This window comes from Pseudomonas sp. SCA2728.1_7 (assembly GCF_018138145.1).
In the GTDB taxonomy this organism is placed as follows: domain Bacteria; phylum Pseudomonadota; class Gammaproteobacteria; order Pseudomonadales; family Pseudomonadaceae; genus Aquipseudomonas; species Aquipseudomonas koreensis_A.
This window is the reverse complement of sequence record NZ_CP073104.1, coordinates 3,208,861-3,225,591: the sequence shown is the minus strand read 5'-3', so window position 1 is coordinate 3,225,591 and position 16,731 is coordinate 3,208,861. Positions and strand designations below refer to the sequence as shown.

The window sequence follows — 16,731 nt, the reverse complement described above, 5'->3', positions numbered from 1 at the left end:
GTGCCGCAAGTACCGCAAGAAACAAAGACCAGGATCGTTGAATTGACGTGAGTTGGGTCCGGGCCTGTATTGGGGCTCAACGAGTTTGGCCATCCTCAGGAGGGGTTTGCCGAACGTCCTCAAGAGTGCAGAAGACTTATGGCAAAGCGTGACTATTACGAAGTGTTGGGTGTTGAGCGCGGCTCAAGCGATGCGGACCTGAAGAAGGCTTACCGTCGTCTGGCGATGAAGCACCACCCGGACCGTAATCCCGATGACAAAGCGTCGGAAGAAATGTTCAAAGAGGCCAATGAGGCCTATGAAGTGCTGTCCGATTCCAGCAAGCGCGCGGCGTACGACCAGTACGGTCATGCCGGCGTCGACCCGAGCATGGGCGGCGGCGGTGCCGGTTTCGGTGGTCAGAACTTCTCGGATATCTTTGGCGATGTCTTCAGTGATTTCTTCGGTGGCGGTCGCGGCGGTTCCCGTGGCGGCGCTCAGCGTGGCAGCGACTTGCGCTACACCCTGGAGCTGAATCTGGAAGAAGCGGTGCGCGGTACGTCGGTGAATATCCGCGTTCCGACACTGGTCAACTGCAAGCCGTGCGACGGTTCGGGTGCCAAGAAAGGTTCCTCGCCTTCGACTTGCCCGACCTGTGGTGGCATTGGTCAGGTGCGCATGCAGCAGGGCTTCTTCTCGGTGCAGCAAACCTGCCCGCGTTGCCATGGCCAAGGCAAGATCATTTCCGATCCGTGCGATTCCTGCCACGGTGACGGTCGCGTTGAAGAGTACAAAACCCTGTCGGTCAAAGTGCCGGCCGGTGTCGATACCGGCGACCGCATTCGTCTGTCCGGCGAAGGTGAGGCGGGCACGCAGGGCGGTCCGACGGGCGACCTGTATGTGGTCATCAATGTCCGCGAGCACGATATTTTCCAGCGCGATGGCAAGCATCTGTTCTGCGAAGTGCCGATCAGCTTCGTCGATGCGGCGCTGGGCGGCGAGCTGGAAATTCCGACCCTCGACGGTCGCGTCAAACTGAAAATCCCCGAAGGCACCCAGACCGGCAAGCAGTTCCGCGTGCGCGGCAAAGGCGTGGCCCCGGTGCGTGGCGGTGGTGCGGGCGACTTGATGTGCCGTGTGGCAGTCGAGACTCCGGTGAATCTGAACCGTCGTCAGCGCGAATTGCTGGAAGAGTTCCGCAGCTCGCTGGCCGACGACAATAGCCACTCGCCGAAAACCACCGGTTGGTTCGACGGTGTGAAGCGCTTCTTCGGCGATCTGTAAGGAGTCGGCATGCGACGTATAGCTGTGATGGGCGCTGCTGGGCGCATGGGCAAGATTCTGGTCGAAGCCGTGCAGCAGCGCGCGCCGCTGACCGGTTTGACCGCTGCGGTGGTTCGTCCTGGCAGTACGCTGATCGGCGTCGATGCCGGTGAGCTGGCCTCGTTGGGTCGTATCGGCGTGCCGTTGTCAGGGCATATCGAGGCGGTGGCTGAAGAGTTCGATGTGTTGATCGACTTCACGCTGCCGGAAGTGATGCTGAAAAACCTCGCGTTCTGCCGCAAGGCCGGCAAGGCCATGGTCATCGGCACCACCGGTCTGGACGCTGCGCAGAAGCAGTTACTGGTCGAGGCGGGCAAGGATATTCCGATCGTGTTCGCGGCTAATTTCAGTGTCGGCGTCAATCTGTCGCTGAAATTGCTCGATATGGCGGCGCGCGTGCTGGGTGATGAAGCGGACATCGAAATCATCGAAGCGCATCACCGGCACAAGATCGATGCACCGTCGGGTACGGCGTTGCGCATGGGTGAAGTGATCGCCAGTGCACTGGATCGTGATTTGCAGAAGGTCGCGGTGTACGGGCGCGAAGGTCATACCGGCGCTCGTGAGCGTGAAACCATCGGCTTCGCCACCGTGCGTGGTGGTGATGTGGTGGGTGATCACACCGTGTTGTTCGCCTGCGAAGGTGAGCGCCTGGAGATCACGCACAAGGCGTCTAGCCGTATGACGTTCGCCAAGGGCGCGGTGCGTGCCGCGCTGTGGCTGGACGGTCGCGAGCCGGGTCTGTATGACATGCAAGACGTGCTCGACCTGCGTTGATACACTGCTGAACCCGGCGCAAACGCCCTGTTTGCGCTGGTTTTTCTCCGCTTGGCGACGACCTGTCGCATTCTCCGGCCTTTTCGGCTCTTTAGCGGTGGACCAAAAAAGCCTTTTTCTGTAAGCTACAGCTTTAGTGTGTCCACTAAAAGCGCGCAGAATAATTCAGTGAAGAAGCGGGGTGACGTGTCCATACGTCACTCCGCTTTTTTACAACCTGCGATCGCCCTTTCATGCGTTATTTACGGGAGGTCTTCTTGACTAAGCCAGCCATACTTGCCCTTGCTGATGGCAGCATTTTTCGCGGCGAAGCCATTGGTGCCGACGGTCAAACCGTTGGTGAGGTGGTGTTCAACACCGCAATGACCGGCTATCAGGAAATCCTTACCGATCCTTCCTACGCCCAACAGATCGTTACCCTGACTTACCCGCACATCGGCAACACCGGCACCACGCCGGAAGACGCCGAGTCCGACCGCGTCTGGTCCGCTGGCCTGGTCATTCGTGATCTACCGCTGGTAGCGAGCAACTGGCGTAACACGATGTCCCTGTCCGATTACCTGAAAGCCAACAACGTTGTGGCCATCGCCGGTATCGACACCCGTCGCCTGACCCGCATCCTGCGTGAAAAAGGCGCACAGAACGGCTGCATCATGGCCGGCGACAACATTTCCGAAGAAGCGGCCATCGCCGCTGCGCAAGGTTTCCCGGGCCTGAAGGGCATGGATCTGGCGAAAGTCGTCAGCACCAAGACTCAATACGAGTGGTGCTCGACTGTCTGGGATCTGAAGACCGACAGCCACGCGACCATCGACGCTTCCGAGCTGCCTTACCACGTGGTTGCCTACGACTACGGCGTCAAGGTCAACATCCTGCGCATGCTGGTCGAGCGCGGCTGCCGCGTCACCGTGGTGCCTGCGCAGACGCCAGCCGCTGATGTGCTGGCACTGAAGCCGGACGGCGTGTTCCTGTCCAACGGCCCTGGTGATCCGGAGCCATGCGACTACGCGATCAAGGCGATCAAGGAAGTCCTGGAAACCGAAATTCCGGTATTCGGCATCTGCCTCGGTCACCAACTGCTGGCACTGGCCTCCGGCGCCAAGACCCTGAAAATGGGCCACGGCCACCACGGTGCCAACCACCCGGTGCAGGATCTGGACACTGGCGTCGTAATGATCACCAGCCAGAACCACGGTTTCGCGGTAGACGAAGAAACCCTGCCAGCCAACGTGCGTGCGATCCACAAATCGCTGTTCGACGGCACCCTGCAAGGCATCGAACGCACCGACAAGAGCGCGTTCAGCTTCCAGGGCCACCCTGAAGCGAGCCCGGGCCCGAACGATGTCGCGCCACTGTTCGACCGCTTCATCAACGAGATGGCCAAGCGACGCTAAGCGTTCGCCTTGAGACTGTAGAGAGAAGCCCTCGAGGGCGGCCCCGACACCGGCGGCCCCCTCTGGACTTCAGAAATCGATCAAGACGGCTTGCCGACTGACCTGCGGATTTGAGTGACAAACCCATGCCAAAACGTACAGACATTAAAAGCATCCTGATTCTCGGCGCTGGCCCGATCGTTATCGGCCAGGCCTGCGAATTCGACTACTCCGGCGCCCAGGCCTGTAAAGCCCTGCGCGAAGAGGGTTACCGCGTCATCCTGGTGAACTCCAACCCGGCCACCATCATGACCGACCCGGACATGGCCGACGCCACCTACATCGAGCCGATCAAGTGGCAGACCGTTGCCAAGATCATCGAGAAAGAGCGTCCGGACGCGGTACTGCCAACCATGGGCGGCCAGACGGCTCTGAACTGCGCCCTGGACCTGGAACGCGAAGGCGTTCTGGAGAAGTTCGGCGTAGAAATGATCGGCGCCAACGCTGACACCATCGACAAGGCTGAAGACCGTTCGCGTTTCGACAAGGCGATGAAATCCATCGGCCTGGCGTGCCCGCGTTCCGGTATCGCGCACAGCATGGAAGAAGCCAACGCGGTTCTCGAAACCCTCGGCTTCCCGTGCATCATCCGTCCGTCCTTCACCATGGGCGGCACCGGTGGCGGTATCGCGTACAACCGTGAAGAGTTCGAAGAAATCTGCGCCCGTGGTCTGGACCTGTCGCCGACCAAAGAGCTGCTGATCGACGAATCGCTGATCGGCTGGAAAGAATATGAAATGGAAGTTGTCCGCGACAAAAAGGACAACTGCATCATCGTCTGCTCGATCGAAAACTTCGACCCGATGGGCGTACACACCGGTGACTCGATCACCGTGGCTCCAGCACAAACCCTGACCGACAAGGAATACCAGATCCTGCGTAACGCCTCCTTGGCGGTACTGCGCGAGATCGGCGTCGAGACCGGTGGTTCCAACGTTCAATTCGGTATCTGCCCGAACACTGGCCGCATGGTCGTGATCGAAATGAACCCGCGCGTATCGCGTTCCTCGGCACTGGCTTCGAAAGCCACCGGTTTCCCGATCGCCAAAGTCGCGGCCAAGCTGGCTGTGGGTTACACCCTCGACGAACTGTCGAACGACATCACCGGTGGCAAGACCCCGGCGTCCTTCGAGCCGTCGATCGACTACGTCGTCACCAAGTTGCCACGCTTTGCCTTCGAGAAATTCGCCAAGGCTGACGCACGCCTGACCACGCAAATGAAGTCGGTCGGTGAAGTCATGGCCATCGGCCGGACTTTCCAGGAATCCCTGCAGAAAGCTCTGCGCGGTCTGGAAGTGGGCGTTTGCGGTCTGGACGAGAAGCTCGACCTGAGCAACCCGGAAAGCATGAGCGTGCTCAAGCGCGAACTGACCGTGCCGGGCGCCGAGCGTATCTGGTACGTGGCGGACGCTTTCCGCGCCGGCATGACCGTCGAAGAAATCTTCGCCATGAACATGATCGACCCGTGGTTCCTGGTGCAGATCGAAGATCTGATCAAGGAAGAAGAGAAGGTCAAGACCCTTGGTCTGTCCGCGATCGACCGCGACCTGATGTTCAAGCTCAAGCGCAAAGGCTTCTCCGATCAGCGTCTGGCCAAGCTGCTGGGTGTGACCGAGAAGAACCTGCGGACTCACCGTCACAAGCTGGAAGTGTTCCCGGTTTACAAGCGCGTTGACACCTGCGCCGCCGAGTTCGCCACCGACACCGCATACCTCTACTCGACTTACGAGGAAGAGTGCGAAGCCGCGCCGTCGGGCCGCGACAAAATCATGATTCTGGGTGGCGGTCCGAACCGTATCGGCCAGGGCATCGAGTTCGACTACTGCTGCGTTCACGCTGCCCTCGCTCTGCGCGAAGACGGCTACGAAACCATCATGGTCAACTGCAACCCGGAAACCGTTTCCACCGACTACGACACTTCCGACCGTCTGTACTTCGAATCGGTAACCCTGGAAGACGTGCTGGAAATCTGCCGCGTCGAGAAGCCGAAAGGCGTGATCGTCCAGTACGGTGGTCAGACTCCGCTGAAACTGGCGCGAGCTCTGGAAGCGGCTGGCGTGCCAATCATCGGCACCAGCCCTGACGCTATCGACCGTGCCGAAGACCGTGAGCGCTTCCAGCAAATGGTTGAGCGCCTGAACCTGCGTCAGCCGCCAAACGCCACCGTGCGCAGCGAAGACGAAGCGATTCGTGCCGCCAGCAAGATCGGCTACCCACTGGTAGTGCGCCCATCCTATGTCCTGGGTGGTCGCGCGATGGAAATCGTTTACGAAGAAGAAGAGCTCAAGCGCTACCTGCGTGACGCGGTGAAAGTGTCCAACGACAGCCCGGTGCTGCTCGACCACTTCCTCAACTGCGCCATCGAGATGGACGTGGATGCGGTCTGCGACGGCAAAGATGTAGTGATCGGCGCGATCATGCAGCACATCGAACAGGCTGGCGTTCACTCCGGTGACTCCGCGTGCTCGCTGCCGCCGTACTCGCTGCCGGCGCACATCCAGGACGAGATGCGCGAACAGGTCAAGAAAATGGCTCTGGAACTGGGCGTTGTCGGCCTGATGAACGTGCAGCTGGCTTTGCAGGGCGAAGATATCTACGTCATCGAAGTCAACCCGCGTGCTTCCCGTACCGTACCGTTCGTATCGAAGTGCATCGGTGTTTCCCTGGCCATGATCGCTGCCCGCGTGATGGCCGGTAAGACCCTGAAAGAAATCGGCTTCACCAAAGAAATCATTCCGAACTTCTACAGCGTGAAAGAGGCGGTGTTCCCGTTCGCCAAATTCCCTGGCGTTGACCCGATCCTCGGCCCAGAGATGAAGTCGACCGGTGAAGTGATGGGTGTAGGTGACACCTTCGGTGAGGCATTCGCCAAAGCCCAGATGGGTGCCAGCGAAGTGCTGCCGACCGGCGGTACTGCGTTCATCAGCGTACGCGACGACGACAAGCCACTGGTTGCAGGCGTAGCCCGTGATCTGATCAACTTGGGCTTCGAAGTGGTTGCCACTGCCGGTACTGCCAAGCTGATCGAAGCGGCAGGCCTGAAAGTGCGCCGTGTGAACAAGGTGACCGAGGGTCGTCCGCACGTGGTCGACATGATCAAGAATGACGAAGTCACCCTGATCATCAACACCACCGAAGGTCGTCAGTCGATCGCTGATTCGTACTCCATTCGTCGTAATGCCTTGCAGCACAAGATTTACTGCACCACCACCATTGCTGCTGGCGAAGCTATCTGTGAAGCGCTGAAGTTCGGTCCGGAAAAGACCGTGCGCCGCTTGCAGGATCTACACGCAGGATTGAAGGCATGATCAAATACCCAATGACTGTCCAGGGCGCTAAAGCCCTGGAAGAAGAACACGCTCACCTGACCAAGGTCGTTCGTCCGAAGCTCAGCCAGGACATCGGTACGGCCCGCGAGTTGGGTGACTTGAAGGAAAACGCTGAATACCATGCTGCACGCGAACAGCAAGGCATGGTCGAAGCGCGGATTCGTGACATCGAAGGCCGGATTCAGAATCAGGTCATCATTGACGTCACGTCGATTCCGCACACCGGCAAAGTGATTTTCGGTACTACCGTCGAAATCGCCAACGTCGAGACCGACGAAAGCGTCACTTACCACATCGTGGGTGAGGATGAGGCTGACTTCAAACTCGGCAAGATTTCGGTTGGCTCGCCTTTGGCCCGTGCCTTGATCGGCAAGGAAGAGGGCGATGTGGTCGCCGTGAAAACGCCGAGCGGCGTGATCGAGTACGAGATTGTCGAAGTCCGTCACATCTGAAAAAGGGCGCCCGCTGCATGCGGGCGCCATGCTTTGGCAGCTGACCCAGATGCTTTGGGTCGGCGGTCTATGGCTGATACATCTCGGTTTGCAGCCGGCGCTGGGCAAGATTGGCCTGGCACCGTTGCTGATTGATGAAGTGGCCAGTGCATTTGAAGTGCTGGTGGTGGGATTTTCCGCCGCATGCGTTACTTTTCAGGCTTTGGTGCTGGTACAGGCCGAGGGCCTTGCCAGTCTATGGCGAGATTTTCGCGGTCAGGTGCTGCTGATGGCGTTGTATGCGTGTGCGATGTTTGTCGCAGTGCGTGTCGGCTGGCCGGATGCGCAGCGCTGGCAGGTATTCAGTTATCTGGTTCTGGGGTTTTCCGGGCTGGTGCTGGTGATGCAGCCGGTGCCGGGATGGAGTGGCAGGGTGCGCCAGGCACACCCGTGACCCTTTTCATCACTTGAAGCGATGAACGTTCGACAGCTGCTTGTTCGCGCTGAAATTCTTGCGGTAAACCAGTGCCATCTTGCCGATGACCTGTACCAGATCCGCTTTGCCAACCTTGCACAGCTCTGCGATGTGCGCCAGGCGCGATTCGCGATCGAGGATATTGAGCTTGATTTTGATCAGCTCGTGATCCGCCAAAGCGCGTTCAAGTTCGGCTAAAACACCTTCAGTCAAACCGTTGTCAGCCACCGTCAAAACCGGTTTGAGGTGGTGGCCAATGGATTTGTACTGTTTCTTCTGCTCTGGAGTGAGCGGCATAATCTGACCCTTTCGTCTGGATTCTGTAAAATGGCGGCCATTTTACCCGAGGGCTCGTGGATCCGCCCAATTAATCACGACTCTTATTATCGAGGTGCCCAATGGCGCGTTCCAAGACAAGCCTTGGTTGGCTGAAGCGACATGTCAACGATCCCTATGTGAAGCAAGCGCAGAAGGATGGCTACCGCTCGCGTGCGAGTTACAAACTTCTGGAAGTCCAGGAGAAATACAAGCTGATCCGTCCTGGCATGAGCGTTGTCGACCTCGGTGCGGCACCTGGTGGCTGGTCGCAGGTCACCAGCCGTCTGATCGGCGGTCAGGGGCGTTTGATCGCTTCGGACATTCTGGAAATGGACAGTATCCCTGACGTGACCTTTATTCAGGGTGACTTCACCGAGGACGCAGTGCTCGCGCAGATTCTTGAAGCGGTGGGTAATTCGCAGGTGGACCTTGTGATTTCCGATATGGCCCCCAATATGAGTGGTACGCCTGAAGTGGATATGCCGAAGGCCATGTTCCTGTGCGAGCTGGCACTTGATCTGGCGGAGCGGATCCTCAAGCCGGGCGGTAATTTCGTGATCAAGATTTTTCAGGGCGAAGGGTTTGATGTTTACCTGAAGGATGCTCGCAAGAAGTTCGACAAGATCCAGATGATCAAGCCGGACTCTTCTCGTGGCAGCTCCCGCGAGCAATATATGCTGGCTTGGGGTTATCGCGGGCGTAGCGAGTAAAACGAGGTTTTTGTGCAGGGTGATAGGTTTTTAGTATTTCGCCCGGCGAGCATTAACGAATATTGTGTAGAAAGTGTTTCACAAAGGGTTACAGACGGCGCCTGCCAGAGTCGTAGGTAATGTAGTAAGTTAGGCCGGTGAATATCATGCGAAGCGCGCGCCAGTAGCGGAGCTTGCTTCAGAGGGTAGTTAATTGAACGATATGGCAAAGAATCTGATCCTGTGGTTGATCATCGCGGCTGTCCTGGTGACGGTGATGAACAACTTCTCCAGCCCTAACGAGCCGCAGACCCTCAACTATTCCGACTTCATCCAGCAGGTCAAGGATGGCAAGGTCGAGCGCGTAGCGGTTGATGGCTATGTAATCACCGGCAAACGCAATGATGGCGACAGTTTCAAGACCATTCGTCCGGCAATTCAGGACAATGGCCTGATCGGCGATCTGGTCGACAACCACGTTGTGGTTGAAGGCAAGCAGCCTGAACAGCAAAGCATCTGGACCCAGCTTCTGGTGGCCAGCTTCCCGATCCTGGTGATCATCGCGGTGTTCATGTTCTTCATGCGCCAGATGCAGGGCGGTGCCGGTGGCAAGGGCGGACCGATGAGCTTCGGCAAGAGCAAGGCGCGCCTGCTCTCCGAAGATCAGGTGAAAACCACATTGGCTGACGTTGCCGGTTGCGACGAAGCCAAGGAAGAAGTCGGCGAGCTGGTTGAATTCCTCCGTGACCCGGGCAAGTTCCAGCGCCTGGGCGGCCGCATTCCTCGCGGCGTGTTGATGGTCGGTCCTCCGGGTACCGGTAAAACCTTGCTGGCCAAGGCGATTGCCGGCGAAGCCAAGGTTCCGTTCTTCACCATTTCCGGTTCTGACTTCGTCGAAATGTTCGTCGGTGTTGGTGCCAGCCGTGTTCGTGACATGTTCGAACAGGCCAAGAAGCACGCGCCGTGCATCATTTTCATCGACGAAATCGACGCCGTCGGTCGCCATCGTGGCGCCGGCATGGGTGGCGGTCACGACGAGCGTGAGCAGACTCTCAACCAACTGCTGGTTGAGATGGACGGCTTCGAGATGAATGACGGCATCATTGTTATCGCTGCAACCAACCGTCCTGACGTACTCGACCCTGCGCTGCTGCGTCCGGGCCGTTTCGACCGTCAGGTTGTCGTCGGTCTGCCGGATATCCGTGGTCGCGAACAGATTCTCAAGGTTCACATGCGCAAAGTGCCAATGGGTGACGACGTTGCTCCGGCCGTTATCGCGCGTGGTACCCCGGGCTTCTCCGGTGCTGATCTGGCAAACCTGGTCAACGAAGCGTCGCTGTTCGCTGCACGCAGCGGCAAGCGCATCGTTGAGATGAAAGAGTTCGAACTGGCCAAAGACAAGATCATGATGGGCGCCGAGCGCAAATCGATGGTCATGTCCGAGAAAGAGAAGCAGAACACCGCTTATCACGAAGCAGGTCATGCCATCGTTGGTCGCGTCGTGCCTGAGCATGATCCGGTGTACAAGGTGTCGATCATTCCGCGCGGCCGTGCGCTGGGTGTGACCATGTTCCTGCCGGAAGAAGATCGCTACAGCCTGTCCAAGCGTGCGCTGATCAGCCAGATCTGCTCGCTGTACGGCGGCCGTATTGCTGAAGAAATGACCCTTGGCTTCGACGGTGTAACCACTGGCGCCTCTAACGACATCATGCGTGCCAGCCAGATTGCGCGGAACATGGTGACCAAGTGGGGTCTGTCGGAAAAACTCGGTCCGTTGATGTACGCCGAAGAAGAGGGTGAAGTATTCCTCGGTCGCGGCGGTGGCGGCCAGGCTGCCAGCTTCTCCGGTGAGACAGCCAAGCTGATCGACTCCGAGGTGCGCAGCATCATTGACCAGTGCTACGGCACGGCCAAGCAGATCCTTACGGACAACCGTGACAAGCTTGATGCCATGGCTGATGCCCTGATGAAGTACGAAACGATCGATGCTGAACAGATCGACGACATCATGGCAGGTCGTACACCTCGCGAGCCTCGTGACTGGTCAGGTGGCACCGGTACGCCGCCGCCACCAGTGGTTCGAGACGAGCGTCCGGAAACACCGATTGGCGGCCCGGCTGCTGACGTTTAAGGTTTGAAATGACTTCTGTACAGTCCCTGACCCGGTTGCCTTGCGGCAACCGGGTTCTTGATTTGGCCCAGACGCATGTCATGGGTATTCTCAATGTCACCCCTGATTCTTTCTCCGACGGCGGCCAATACAGCCAGCTGGATGCAGCCTTGCGTCACGCTGCCGCCATGGTTGCAGCCGGTGCGACGCTGATTGATGTTGGTGGCGAATCTACTCGTCCTGGCGCGCGAGCAGTGTCCCCGCTCGAAGAGCTTGAGCGTGTGGCGCCGATCGTCGAGCTGATCAATCGTGAGCTTGATGTGATCATTTCGGTGGATACCTCCACACCCGCCGTGATGCGCGAAACCGCGCGCTTGGGGGCCGGGTTGATCAACGATGTGCGTTCGCTGCAGCGCGACGGCGCACTGGATGCGGCGGCGGCTACCGGTTTGCCGGTGTGCCTCATGCATATGCTCGGCGAGCCCGGAGATATGCAGGACAATCCGCATTATCAGGATGTCACGCGCGAAGTGGGCGACTTTCTCGCTGAGCGCATGACGCAATGTGCGGCTGCCGGTATTCCTGCCGAGCGAATCATTCTCGATCCGGGTTTCGGTTTCGCCAAAACCCTGCAGCACAATCTAAGCTTGTTCAAGCACATGGAAGCCCTGCATGCGTTGGGCAGGCCCTTGTTAGTGGGTGTTTCTCGAAAGAGCATGATCGGGCAGGCCTTGAATCGTCCTGTCGGCGAGCGGCTGCATGGCGGACTTGCGCTGGCGGCTCTGGCGTCGGTGAAAGGTGCGCGTATATTGCGCGTCCATGATGTTGCGGAAACGGTAGACGTGGTGCGCATGATCGCAGCCGTGGAATCAGCCGAATAAGAATGACGGAGCACTTATGAGCAAGAAATACTTTGGTACTGACGGCATTCGTGGTCGCGTCGGTGAATACCCGATTACTCCAGACTTCATGCTCAAGCTAGGCTGGGCGGCCGGCATGGCCTTTCGCAAGATGGGTGCCTGCAAGGTGCTGGTCGGCAAAGACACGCGGATTTCCGGTTATATGTTCGAATCGGCGCTTGAGGCCGGCCTGACGTCGGCGGGTGCCGATGTGATGCTGCTGGGCCCTATGCCGACGCCGGCTATTGCCTATCTGTCGCGCACGTTCCAGGCTGAGGCCGGTATCGTGATCAGTGCTTCGCACAATCCGCATGACGATAACGGCATCAAATTCTTTTCCGGTAAAGGCACCAAGCTGCCGGATGAACTGGAGCTGATGATCGAAGAGCTGCTCGACACCCCGATGACCGTGGTCGAATCGAGCAAGATCGGCAAAGTATCGCGAATCAATGATGCGTCGGGGCGCTACATCGAATTCTGCAAAAGCAGCGTGCCAACCGGAACCAGTTTTTCCGGCCTCAAGATCGTTATCGACTGTGCACATGGCGCGACCTATAAGGTGGCTCCGAGCGTCTTCCGCGAGTTGGGCGCGGAGGTCGTCGTTCTGTCGGCGCAACCTAATGGTCTGAACATCAACGAAAATTGCGGCTCGACCCATATGGAGCAGTTGCAGGCTGCGGTACTCGCTGAGCACGCCGACCTGGGTATTGCTTTCGATGGTGATGGCGATAGGGTTTTGATGGTCGACCACACTGGCGCCATCGTTGATGGCGACGAATTATTGTACATCATCGCTCGAGACCTGCATGAGCGTGGCAAATTGCAGGGCGGCGTGGTTGGCACCTTGATGAGTAATCTGGGGTTGGAGCTCGCGCTTGCAGAGCTTTCGATTCCATTTGTTCGTGCCAATGTCGGCGACCGTTACGTGATCGCCGAGTTGCTTGAGCGCAACTGGCTGGTAGGTGGCGAAAATTCGGGGCATATCGTTTGCTTCAATCACACCACGACCGGTGATGCGATCATTGCCGCACTGCAAGTGTTGATGGCGCTGAAGACCCGTAATGAAGGTTTGGCGCAAACGCGTCAGGCATTGCGCAAGTGCCCTCAGGTGCTGATCAATGTACGTTTCGGTGGTGGCGAAAGTCCGCTCGAGCATCCGGCTGTCAAGGAAGCCAGTGCGCGAGTCACCCAGGCAATGGCGGGGCGCGGTCGCGTGCTTTTGCGCAAGTCCGGGACAGAGCCGTTGGTGCGCGTAATGGTCGAAGGCGAGGATGAAACTCAGGTTCGCAACTATGCCGAAGAGCTGGCAAAACTGGTAACTGAAGTTTCTGCCTGATTCGGCTTGCAAGCCATGATTGTGTTGGGTAACATCTGCGCCCACTTTGACCGACGAGGTACAGCATGCGTCGCCCTATGGTAGCTGGTAACTGGAAGATGCACGGTACCCGCGCCAGCGTCGCTGAGCTGATCAACGGCCTTCGTCATCTGGCCTTGCCAAGCGGTGTTGATGTCGCGGTATTCCCGCCTTGCTTGTATATCAATCAAGTGATTGATGGCTTGAAAGGCAAGTCGATTTCGATCGGCGCGCAGAACTCTGCGGTGGAATCCATGCAAGGTGCATTGACCGGTGAAATTGCTCCGAGTCAGTTGGTGGATGCAGGTTGTTCCCTGGTACTTGTCGGGCACTCCGAACGCCGCCAGATAATGGGCGAGCGAGACGGGATGCTGAATCGCAAGTTCGCAGCGGCACAGGCATGTGGCTTGATTCCGGTGCTGTGTATAGGGGAGACCCTTGAGCAGCGTGAAGCCGGGAAAACTCTTGAGGTTGTCGGGCGTCAGCTGGGCAGCATCATCGAGGAGCTGGGTGTCGGTGCTTTTGCCAAGGCAGTCATTGCTTACGAGCCTGTCTGGGCCATTGGTACCGGACTGACTGCAACGCCGCAACAAGCTCAGGATGTGCATAAAGCCATCCGCGAGCAGTTGGCGGCAGAGAATTCTGAAGTCGCACGAGGTGTGCGGCTTCTATACGGCGGCAGCGTGAAGGCGGCCAATGCGGTCGAACTGTTCGGCATGCCGGATATCGATGGGGGGCTCATTGGTGGAGCTTCCCTGAATGCAGATGAGTTCGGTGCGATCTGTCGCGCCGCGGGAAACTGAAAAAATGCTGGAAACAGTCGTAGTCGTTTTTCATCTGCTGGGTGCATTGGGCGTAGTTGCTCTGGTTTTGCTGCAGCAGGGTAAGGGTGCGGACGCTGGCGCGTCTTTCGGAGCAGGTGCTTCAAATACTGTGTTCGGAAGCCAAGGTTCCTCTACCTTTCTTAGTAAGTTTACTGCTATACTTGCCGCCGGTTTCTTCATAACCAGCTTGGGGTTAGGTTACTTTGCTAAAGAGAAGGCTCATCAGCTGACTCAGGCAGGTCTCCCAAATCCAGCAGTGTTGGAAGTACCTAAGCAACAACAACCGGCTTCTGATGATGTACCGGTGCTTCAAGAGCAAAAGTCGGCTACTCCAGCGACTGACGTACCTCCAGCTCAAGAGCAGAAGTAAGAAGGGTTTCAAACGTAGTTTTGCCGAGGTGGTGGAATTGGTAGACACGCAACCTTGAGGTGGTTGTGCCCATAGGGTGTAGGGGTTCGAGTCCCCTTCTCGGTACCAATTAGTCAGGAGAGCCCGCTGTTGCGGGCTTTCTTGCAGGTGGAAGGTTACATTGACCCTATAAGGGATCGGTCGTATACTTCCGCCCCAGCTTTGTCGCGGGGTGGAGCAGTCTGGTAGCTCGTCGGGCTCATAACCCGAAGGTCGTCGGTTCAAATCCGGCCCCCGCAACCAGTTTAAGGAGCCCCTTTTCAGGGGCTTTTTGTTAGCTGGACACTTTCAACGCCGCTGTTCGACGGCGTTTCAAGGATGGGCGTTATGCCCATTTTTTTATTTTGCAAAGCATGCACATATCATGCACTAGGGGGTTCAGGTGTCGAGCAAGCTAGAAGAGTTGCAGGCCTTGCTGGCCCCGGTGGTCGTGGCCCTGGGCTATGAATGCTGGGGTATCGAGTTTTCGGCTCAGGGTCGCCACTCGATGTTGCGCGTTTATATCGATAAAGAGGGCGGCGTGCTGGTGGACGATTGCGCCATTGTCAGCCGTCAGATCAGCGGTGTACTGGATGTTGAAGATCCGATCGCCGTTGAATACACCCTCGAAGTTTCCTCGCCTGGCATGGAGCGCCCACTGTTCACTCTTGAGCAGTTTGCAAAGTTTGCCGGTGAACAAGTGAAGATCAAGCTGCGCTCGCCTTTTGAAGGTCGACGCAACTTTCAGGGCCTTCTGCGCGGTGTAGAAGAACAGGACGTCGTGGTGCAGGTAGATGACCATGAGTTCCTGTTGCCGATCGATATGATCGACAAGGCCAACATTATTCCCAGTTTTGACTGAGACGCGGATCCCGCGGATCCAATGGCTTGCGAAAGGCGAGGCGTACGATGAGCAAAGAAGTACTGCTGGTTGTTGAGTCGGTATCCAATGAAAAGGGCGTACCGGCAAGCGTAATTTTTGAAGCGCTGGAGCTGGCTTTGGCCACTGCTACCAAAAAGCGTTTTGAAGACGAAGTTGACCTGCGTGTGGAAATTAACCGCCACACCGGGGCATACGAAACATTCCGTCGCTGGACGGTCGTCGAAGAGAATGATCTCGACGATCCGGCCATCGAAACCTGGCCAAGCAAGGTTGCCGAAACGCATCCGGGTGCCAAGGTTGGCGACGTTGTCGAAGAAAAGATCGAATCCATCGAGTTCGGCCGCATTGCTGCGCAGACTGCCAAGCAAGTCATCGTGCAGAAAGTTCGCGAAGCCGAGCGCGCTCAAGTGGTTGACGCTTATCGCGAGCGCCTGGGAGAAATCATCTCCGGCACCGTGAAAAAAGTCACCCGCGACAACGTGATCGTCGATCTGGGTAACAATGCTGAAGCGTTGCTGGCCCGTGAAGACATCATTTCTCGCGAAACCTTCCGTGTCGGCGTGCGTCTGCGTGCGCTGCTCAAGGAAATCCGCACCGAGAACCGCGGCCCGCAGCTGATCCTGTCGCGTACTGCGCCGGAAATGCTGATCGAGCTGTTCCGCATCGAAGTGCCGGAAATTGCCGAAGGCCTGATCGAAGTAATGGCAGCGTCCCGTGATCCGGGTTCGCGCGCCAAGATCGCCGTTCGCTCGAAGGACAAACGCATCGACCCGCAAGGCGCTTGCATTGGTATGCGCGGTTCGCGCGTCCAGGCAGTGTCGGGTGAGTTGGGCGGTGAGCGTGTTGATATCGTCCTGTGGGATGACAACCCGGCTCAGTTCGTGATCAACGCCATGTCCCCGGCTGAGGTTGCGGCAATTATCGTTGACGAAGATGCCCACGCAATGGACATCGCCGTTGGCGCAGACAATCTGGCTCAGGCCATCGGTCGCGGTGGTCAGAACGTGCGTCTGGCGAGCCAGTTGACTGGCTGGACCCTGAACGTGATGACCGAATCGGACATCCAGGCTAAGCAGCAAGCAGAAACCGGCGACATCCTGCGCAACTTCATCGACGAGCTGGAAGTCGACGAAGACCTGGCACAGGTGCTGGTAGATGAAGGCTTCACCAGCCTGGAAGAGATTGCCTACGTACCGTTGGAAGAAATGCTCAACATCGACGGCTTTGACGAAGATACCGTCAACGAGCTTCGCGCTCGTGCCAAGGATCGTTTGTTGACCAAAGCCATCGCTACTGAGGAAAAGCTGGCAGACGCCCATCCGGCCGAAGACCTGCTCTCGCTTGAGGGTATGGACAAGGATTTGGCGATGGAACTGGCGGTGCGCGGCGTAATTACCCGCGAAGACCTGGCCGAGCAGTCTATTGACGACCTGCTCGACATCGACGGCATTGACGATGATCGTGCCGGCAAGTTGATCATGGCCGCCCGAGCCCACTGGTTCGAGTAATTAGGCGCGGC

At 57.8% G+C, this 16,731-nt stretch carries 15 protein-coding genes and 2 tRNA genes; 16 read left to right on the top strand and 1 reads right to left on the bottom strand.

All coding sequences use genetic code 11. From position 1 onward, the window contains the following. Window positions 1-138 precede the first annotated feature (138 nt). The 6 genes from dnaJ (at window position 139) to KBP52_RS14475 (ending at window position 7,726) form a co-directional block, all read left to right on the top strand. Window positions 139-1,263 (top strand): molecular chaperone DnaJ, encoded by a 1,125-nt coding sequence (dnaJ, locus tag KBP52_RS14500; RefSeq protein ID WP_016986506.1) that lies wholly within the window; start codon window positions 139-141, stop codon window positions 1,261-1,263. Between the two features lie 9 nt (window positions 1,264-1,272). After that, a complete protein-coding gene (gene dapB / locus KBP52_RS14495) occupies window positions 1,273-2,079 on the top strand; it encodes a 4-hydroxy-tetrahydrodipicolinate reductase (RefSeq protein WP_008088318.1) in 807 nt (268 codons plus the stop codon). A gap of 257 nt (window positions 2,080-2,336) precedes the next feature. Continuing rightward, window positions 2,337-3,473, top strand: coding sequence for a glutamine-hydrolyzing carbamoyl-phosphate synthase small subunit (gene carA, locus KBP52_RS14490; RefSeq protein WP_212622995.1), 1,137 nt, complete (start codon window positions 2,337-2,339; stop codon window positions 3,471-3,473). A 125-nt stretch (window positions 3,474-3,598) separates the two neighbouring features. Beyond that, on the top strand, window positions 3,599-6,820 hold the full coding sequence (gene carB / locus KBP52_RS14485; protein ID WP_077571025.1) for a carbamoyl-phosphate synthase large subunit: 3,222 nt from the start codon (window positions 3,599-3,601) through the stop codon (window positions 6,818-6,820). Beyond that, the gene (greA, locus tag KBP52_RS14480) at window positions 6,817-7,293 is read left to right on the top strand and encodes a transcription elongation factor GreA (RefSeq protein WP_064119469.1); all 477 of its coding nucleotides are present in this window, start codon (window positions 6,817-6,819) and stop codon (window positions 7,291-7,293) included. The genes carB and greA overlap by 4 nt, the downstream gene beginning before the upstream one ends. Window positions 7,294-7,321: 28 nt before the next feature. Beyond that, entirely contained in the window at window positions 7,322-7,726 is a 405-nt protein-coding gene (locus tag KBP52_RS14475; RefSeq protein WP_077571027.1) for an MFS transporter, read from the top strand. A gap of 9 nt (window positions 7,727-7,735) precedes the next feature. Here KBP52_RS14475 and KBP52_RS14470 read toward each other — a convergent pair whose 3' ends face one another. Beyond that, complete coding sequence (locus tag KBP52_RS14470) at window positions 7,736-8,044, bottom strand: YhbY family RNA-binding protein (RefSeq protein WP_016771761.1); 309 nt, start codon at window positions 8,042-8,044, stop codon at window positions 7,736-7,738. Between the two features lie 101 nt (window positions 8,045-8,145). Between KBP52_RS14470 and rlmE the strand changes: the two genes are divergently transcribed. The 10 genes from rlmE to nusA all read left to right on the top strand — a co-directional run bounded on the left by rlmE (window position 8,146) and on the right by nusA (window position 16,720). Then, a complete protein-coding gene (gene rlmE / locus KBP52_RS14465) occupies window positions 8,146-8,775 on the top strand; it encodes a 23S rRNA (uridine(2552)-2'-O)-methyltransferase RlmE (protein WP_008088328.1) in 630 nt (209 codons plus the stop codon). A 202-nt stretch (window positions 8,776-8,977) separates the two neighbouring features. Further along, complete coding sequence (ftsH, locus tag KBP52_RS14460) at window positions 8,978-10,885, top strand: ATP-dependent zinc metalloprotease FtsH (protein ID WP_016986501.1); 1,908 nt, start codon at window positions 8,978-8,980, stop codon at window positions 10,883-10,885. Between the two features lie 8 nt (window positions 10,886-10,893). Further along, window positions 10,894-11,745: a dihydropteroate synthase gene (gene folP, locus KBP52_RS14455; RefSeq protein WP_077571029.1), complete on the top strand. Its 852-nt coding sequence runs from the start codon at window positions 10,894-10,896 to the stop codon at window positions 11,743-11,745. Window positions 11,746-11,761: 16 nt separating this feature from the next. Next, window positions 11,762-13,099 carry a phosphoglucosamine mutase gene (gene glmM, locus KBP52_RS14450; protein ID WP_212622994.1) on the top strand — a complete coding sequence of 446 codons (1,338 nt, stop codon included), beginning with the start codon at window positions 11,762-11,764 and terminating at the stop codon, window positions 13,097-13,099. A 65-nt stretch (window positions 13,100-13,164) separates the two neighbouring features. Then, a complete protein-coding gene (gene tpiA, locus KBP52_RS14445) occupies window positions 13,165-13,920 on the top strand; it encodes a triose-phosphate isomerase (protein WP_077571033.1) in 756 nt (251 codons plus the stop codon). A gap of 4 nt (window positions 13,921-13,924) precedes the next feature. Further along, on the top strand, window positions 13,925-14,311 hold the full coding sequence (gene secG / locus KBP52_RS14440; protein ID WP_016986497.1) for a preprotein translocase subunit SecG: 387 nt from the start codon (window positions 13,925-13,927) through the stop codon (window positions 14,309-14,311). Between the two features lie 22 nt (window positions 14,312-14,333). Beyond that, window positions 14,334-14,419, top strand: a tRNA-Leu gene (locus KBP52_RS14435). Between the two features lie 97 nt (window positions 14,420-14,516). Beyond that, window positions 14,517-14,593 (top strand) — tRNA-Met (locus tag KBP52_RS14430). Window positions 14,594-14,732: 139 nt separating this feature from the next. Continuing rightward, on the top strand, window positions 14,733-15,191 hold the full coding sequence (rimP, locus tag KBP52_RS14425) for a ribosome maturation factor RimP (protein ID WP_077571035.1): 459 nt from the start codon (window positions 14,733-14,735) through the stop codon (window positions 15,189-15,191). A 47-nt stretch (window positions 15,192-15,238) separates the two neighbouring features. Beyond that, complete coding sequence (gene nusA / locus KBP52_RS14420; RefSeq protein ID WP_077571038.1) at window positions 15,239-16,720, top strand: transcription termination factor NusA; 1,482 nt, start codon at window positions 15,239-15,241, stop codon at window positions 16,718-16,720. The last annotated feature ends 11 nt before the right edge of the window (window positions 16,721-16,731 follow it).

What these genes read in the sequence shown, in the direction of transcription:
- dnaJ (WP_016986506.1), top strand. Translation starts at nt 139, where the DNA reads ATGGCAAAGCGTGACTATTACGAAGTGTTGGGTGTTGAGCGCGGCTCA.
- dapB (WP_008088318.1), top strand. Translation starts at nt 1,273, where the DNA reads ATGCGACGTATAGCTGTGATGGGCGCTGCTGGGCGCATGGGCAAGATT.
- carB (WP_077571025.1), top strand. Translation starts at nt 3,599, where the DNA reads ATGCCAAAACGTACAGACATTAAAAGCATCCTGATTCTCGGCGCTGGC.
- greA (WP_064119469.1), top strand. Translation starts at nt 6,817, where the DNA reads ATGATCAAATACCCAATGACTGTCCAGGGCGCTAAAGCCCTGGAAGAA.
- KBP52_RS14475 (WP_077571027.1), top strand. Translation starts at nt 7,322, where the DNA reads ATGCTTTGGCAGCTGACCCAGATGCTTTGGGTCGGCGGTCTATGGCTG.
- KBP52_RS14470 (WP_016771761.1), bottom strand. Translation starts at nt 8,044, where the DNA reads ATGCCGCTCACTCCAGAGCAGAAGAAACAGTACAAATCCATTGGCCAC.
- rlmE (WP_008088328.1), top strand. Translation starts at nt 8,146, where the DNA reads ATGGCGCGTTCCAAGACAAGCCTTGGTTGGCTGAAGCGACATGTCAAC.
- ftsH (WP_016986501.1), top strand. Translation starts at nt 8,978, where the DNA reads ATGGCAAAGAATCTGATCCTGTGGTTGATCATCGCGGCTGTCCTGGTG.
- folP (WP_077571029.1), top strand. Translation starts at nt 10,894, where the DNA reads ATGACTTCTGTACAGTCCCTGACCCGGTTGCCTTGCGGCAACCGGGTT.
- glmM (WP_212622994.1), top strand. Translation starts at nt 11,762, where the DNA reads ATGAGCAAGAAATACTTTGGTACTGACGGCATTCGTGGTCGCGTCGGT.
- tpiA (WP_077571033.1), top strand. Translation starts at nt 13,165, where the DNA reads ATGCGTCGCCCTATGGTAGCTGGTAACTGGAAGATGCACGGTACCCGC.
- secG (WP_016986497.1), top strand. Translation starts at nt 13,925, where the DNA reads ATGCTGGAAACAGTCGTAGTCGTTTTTCATCTGCTGGGTGCATTGGGC.
- nusA (WP_077571038.1), top strand. Translation starts at nt 15,239, where the DNA reads ATGAGCAAAGAAGTACTGCTGGTTGTTGAGTCGGTATCCAATGAAAAG.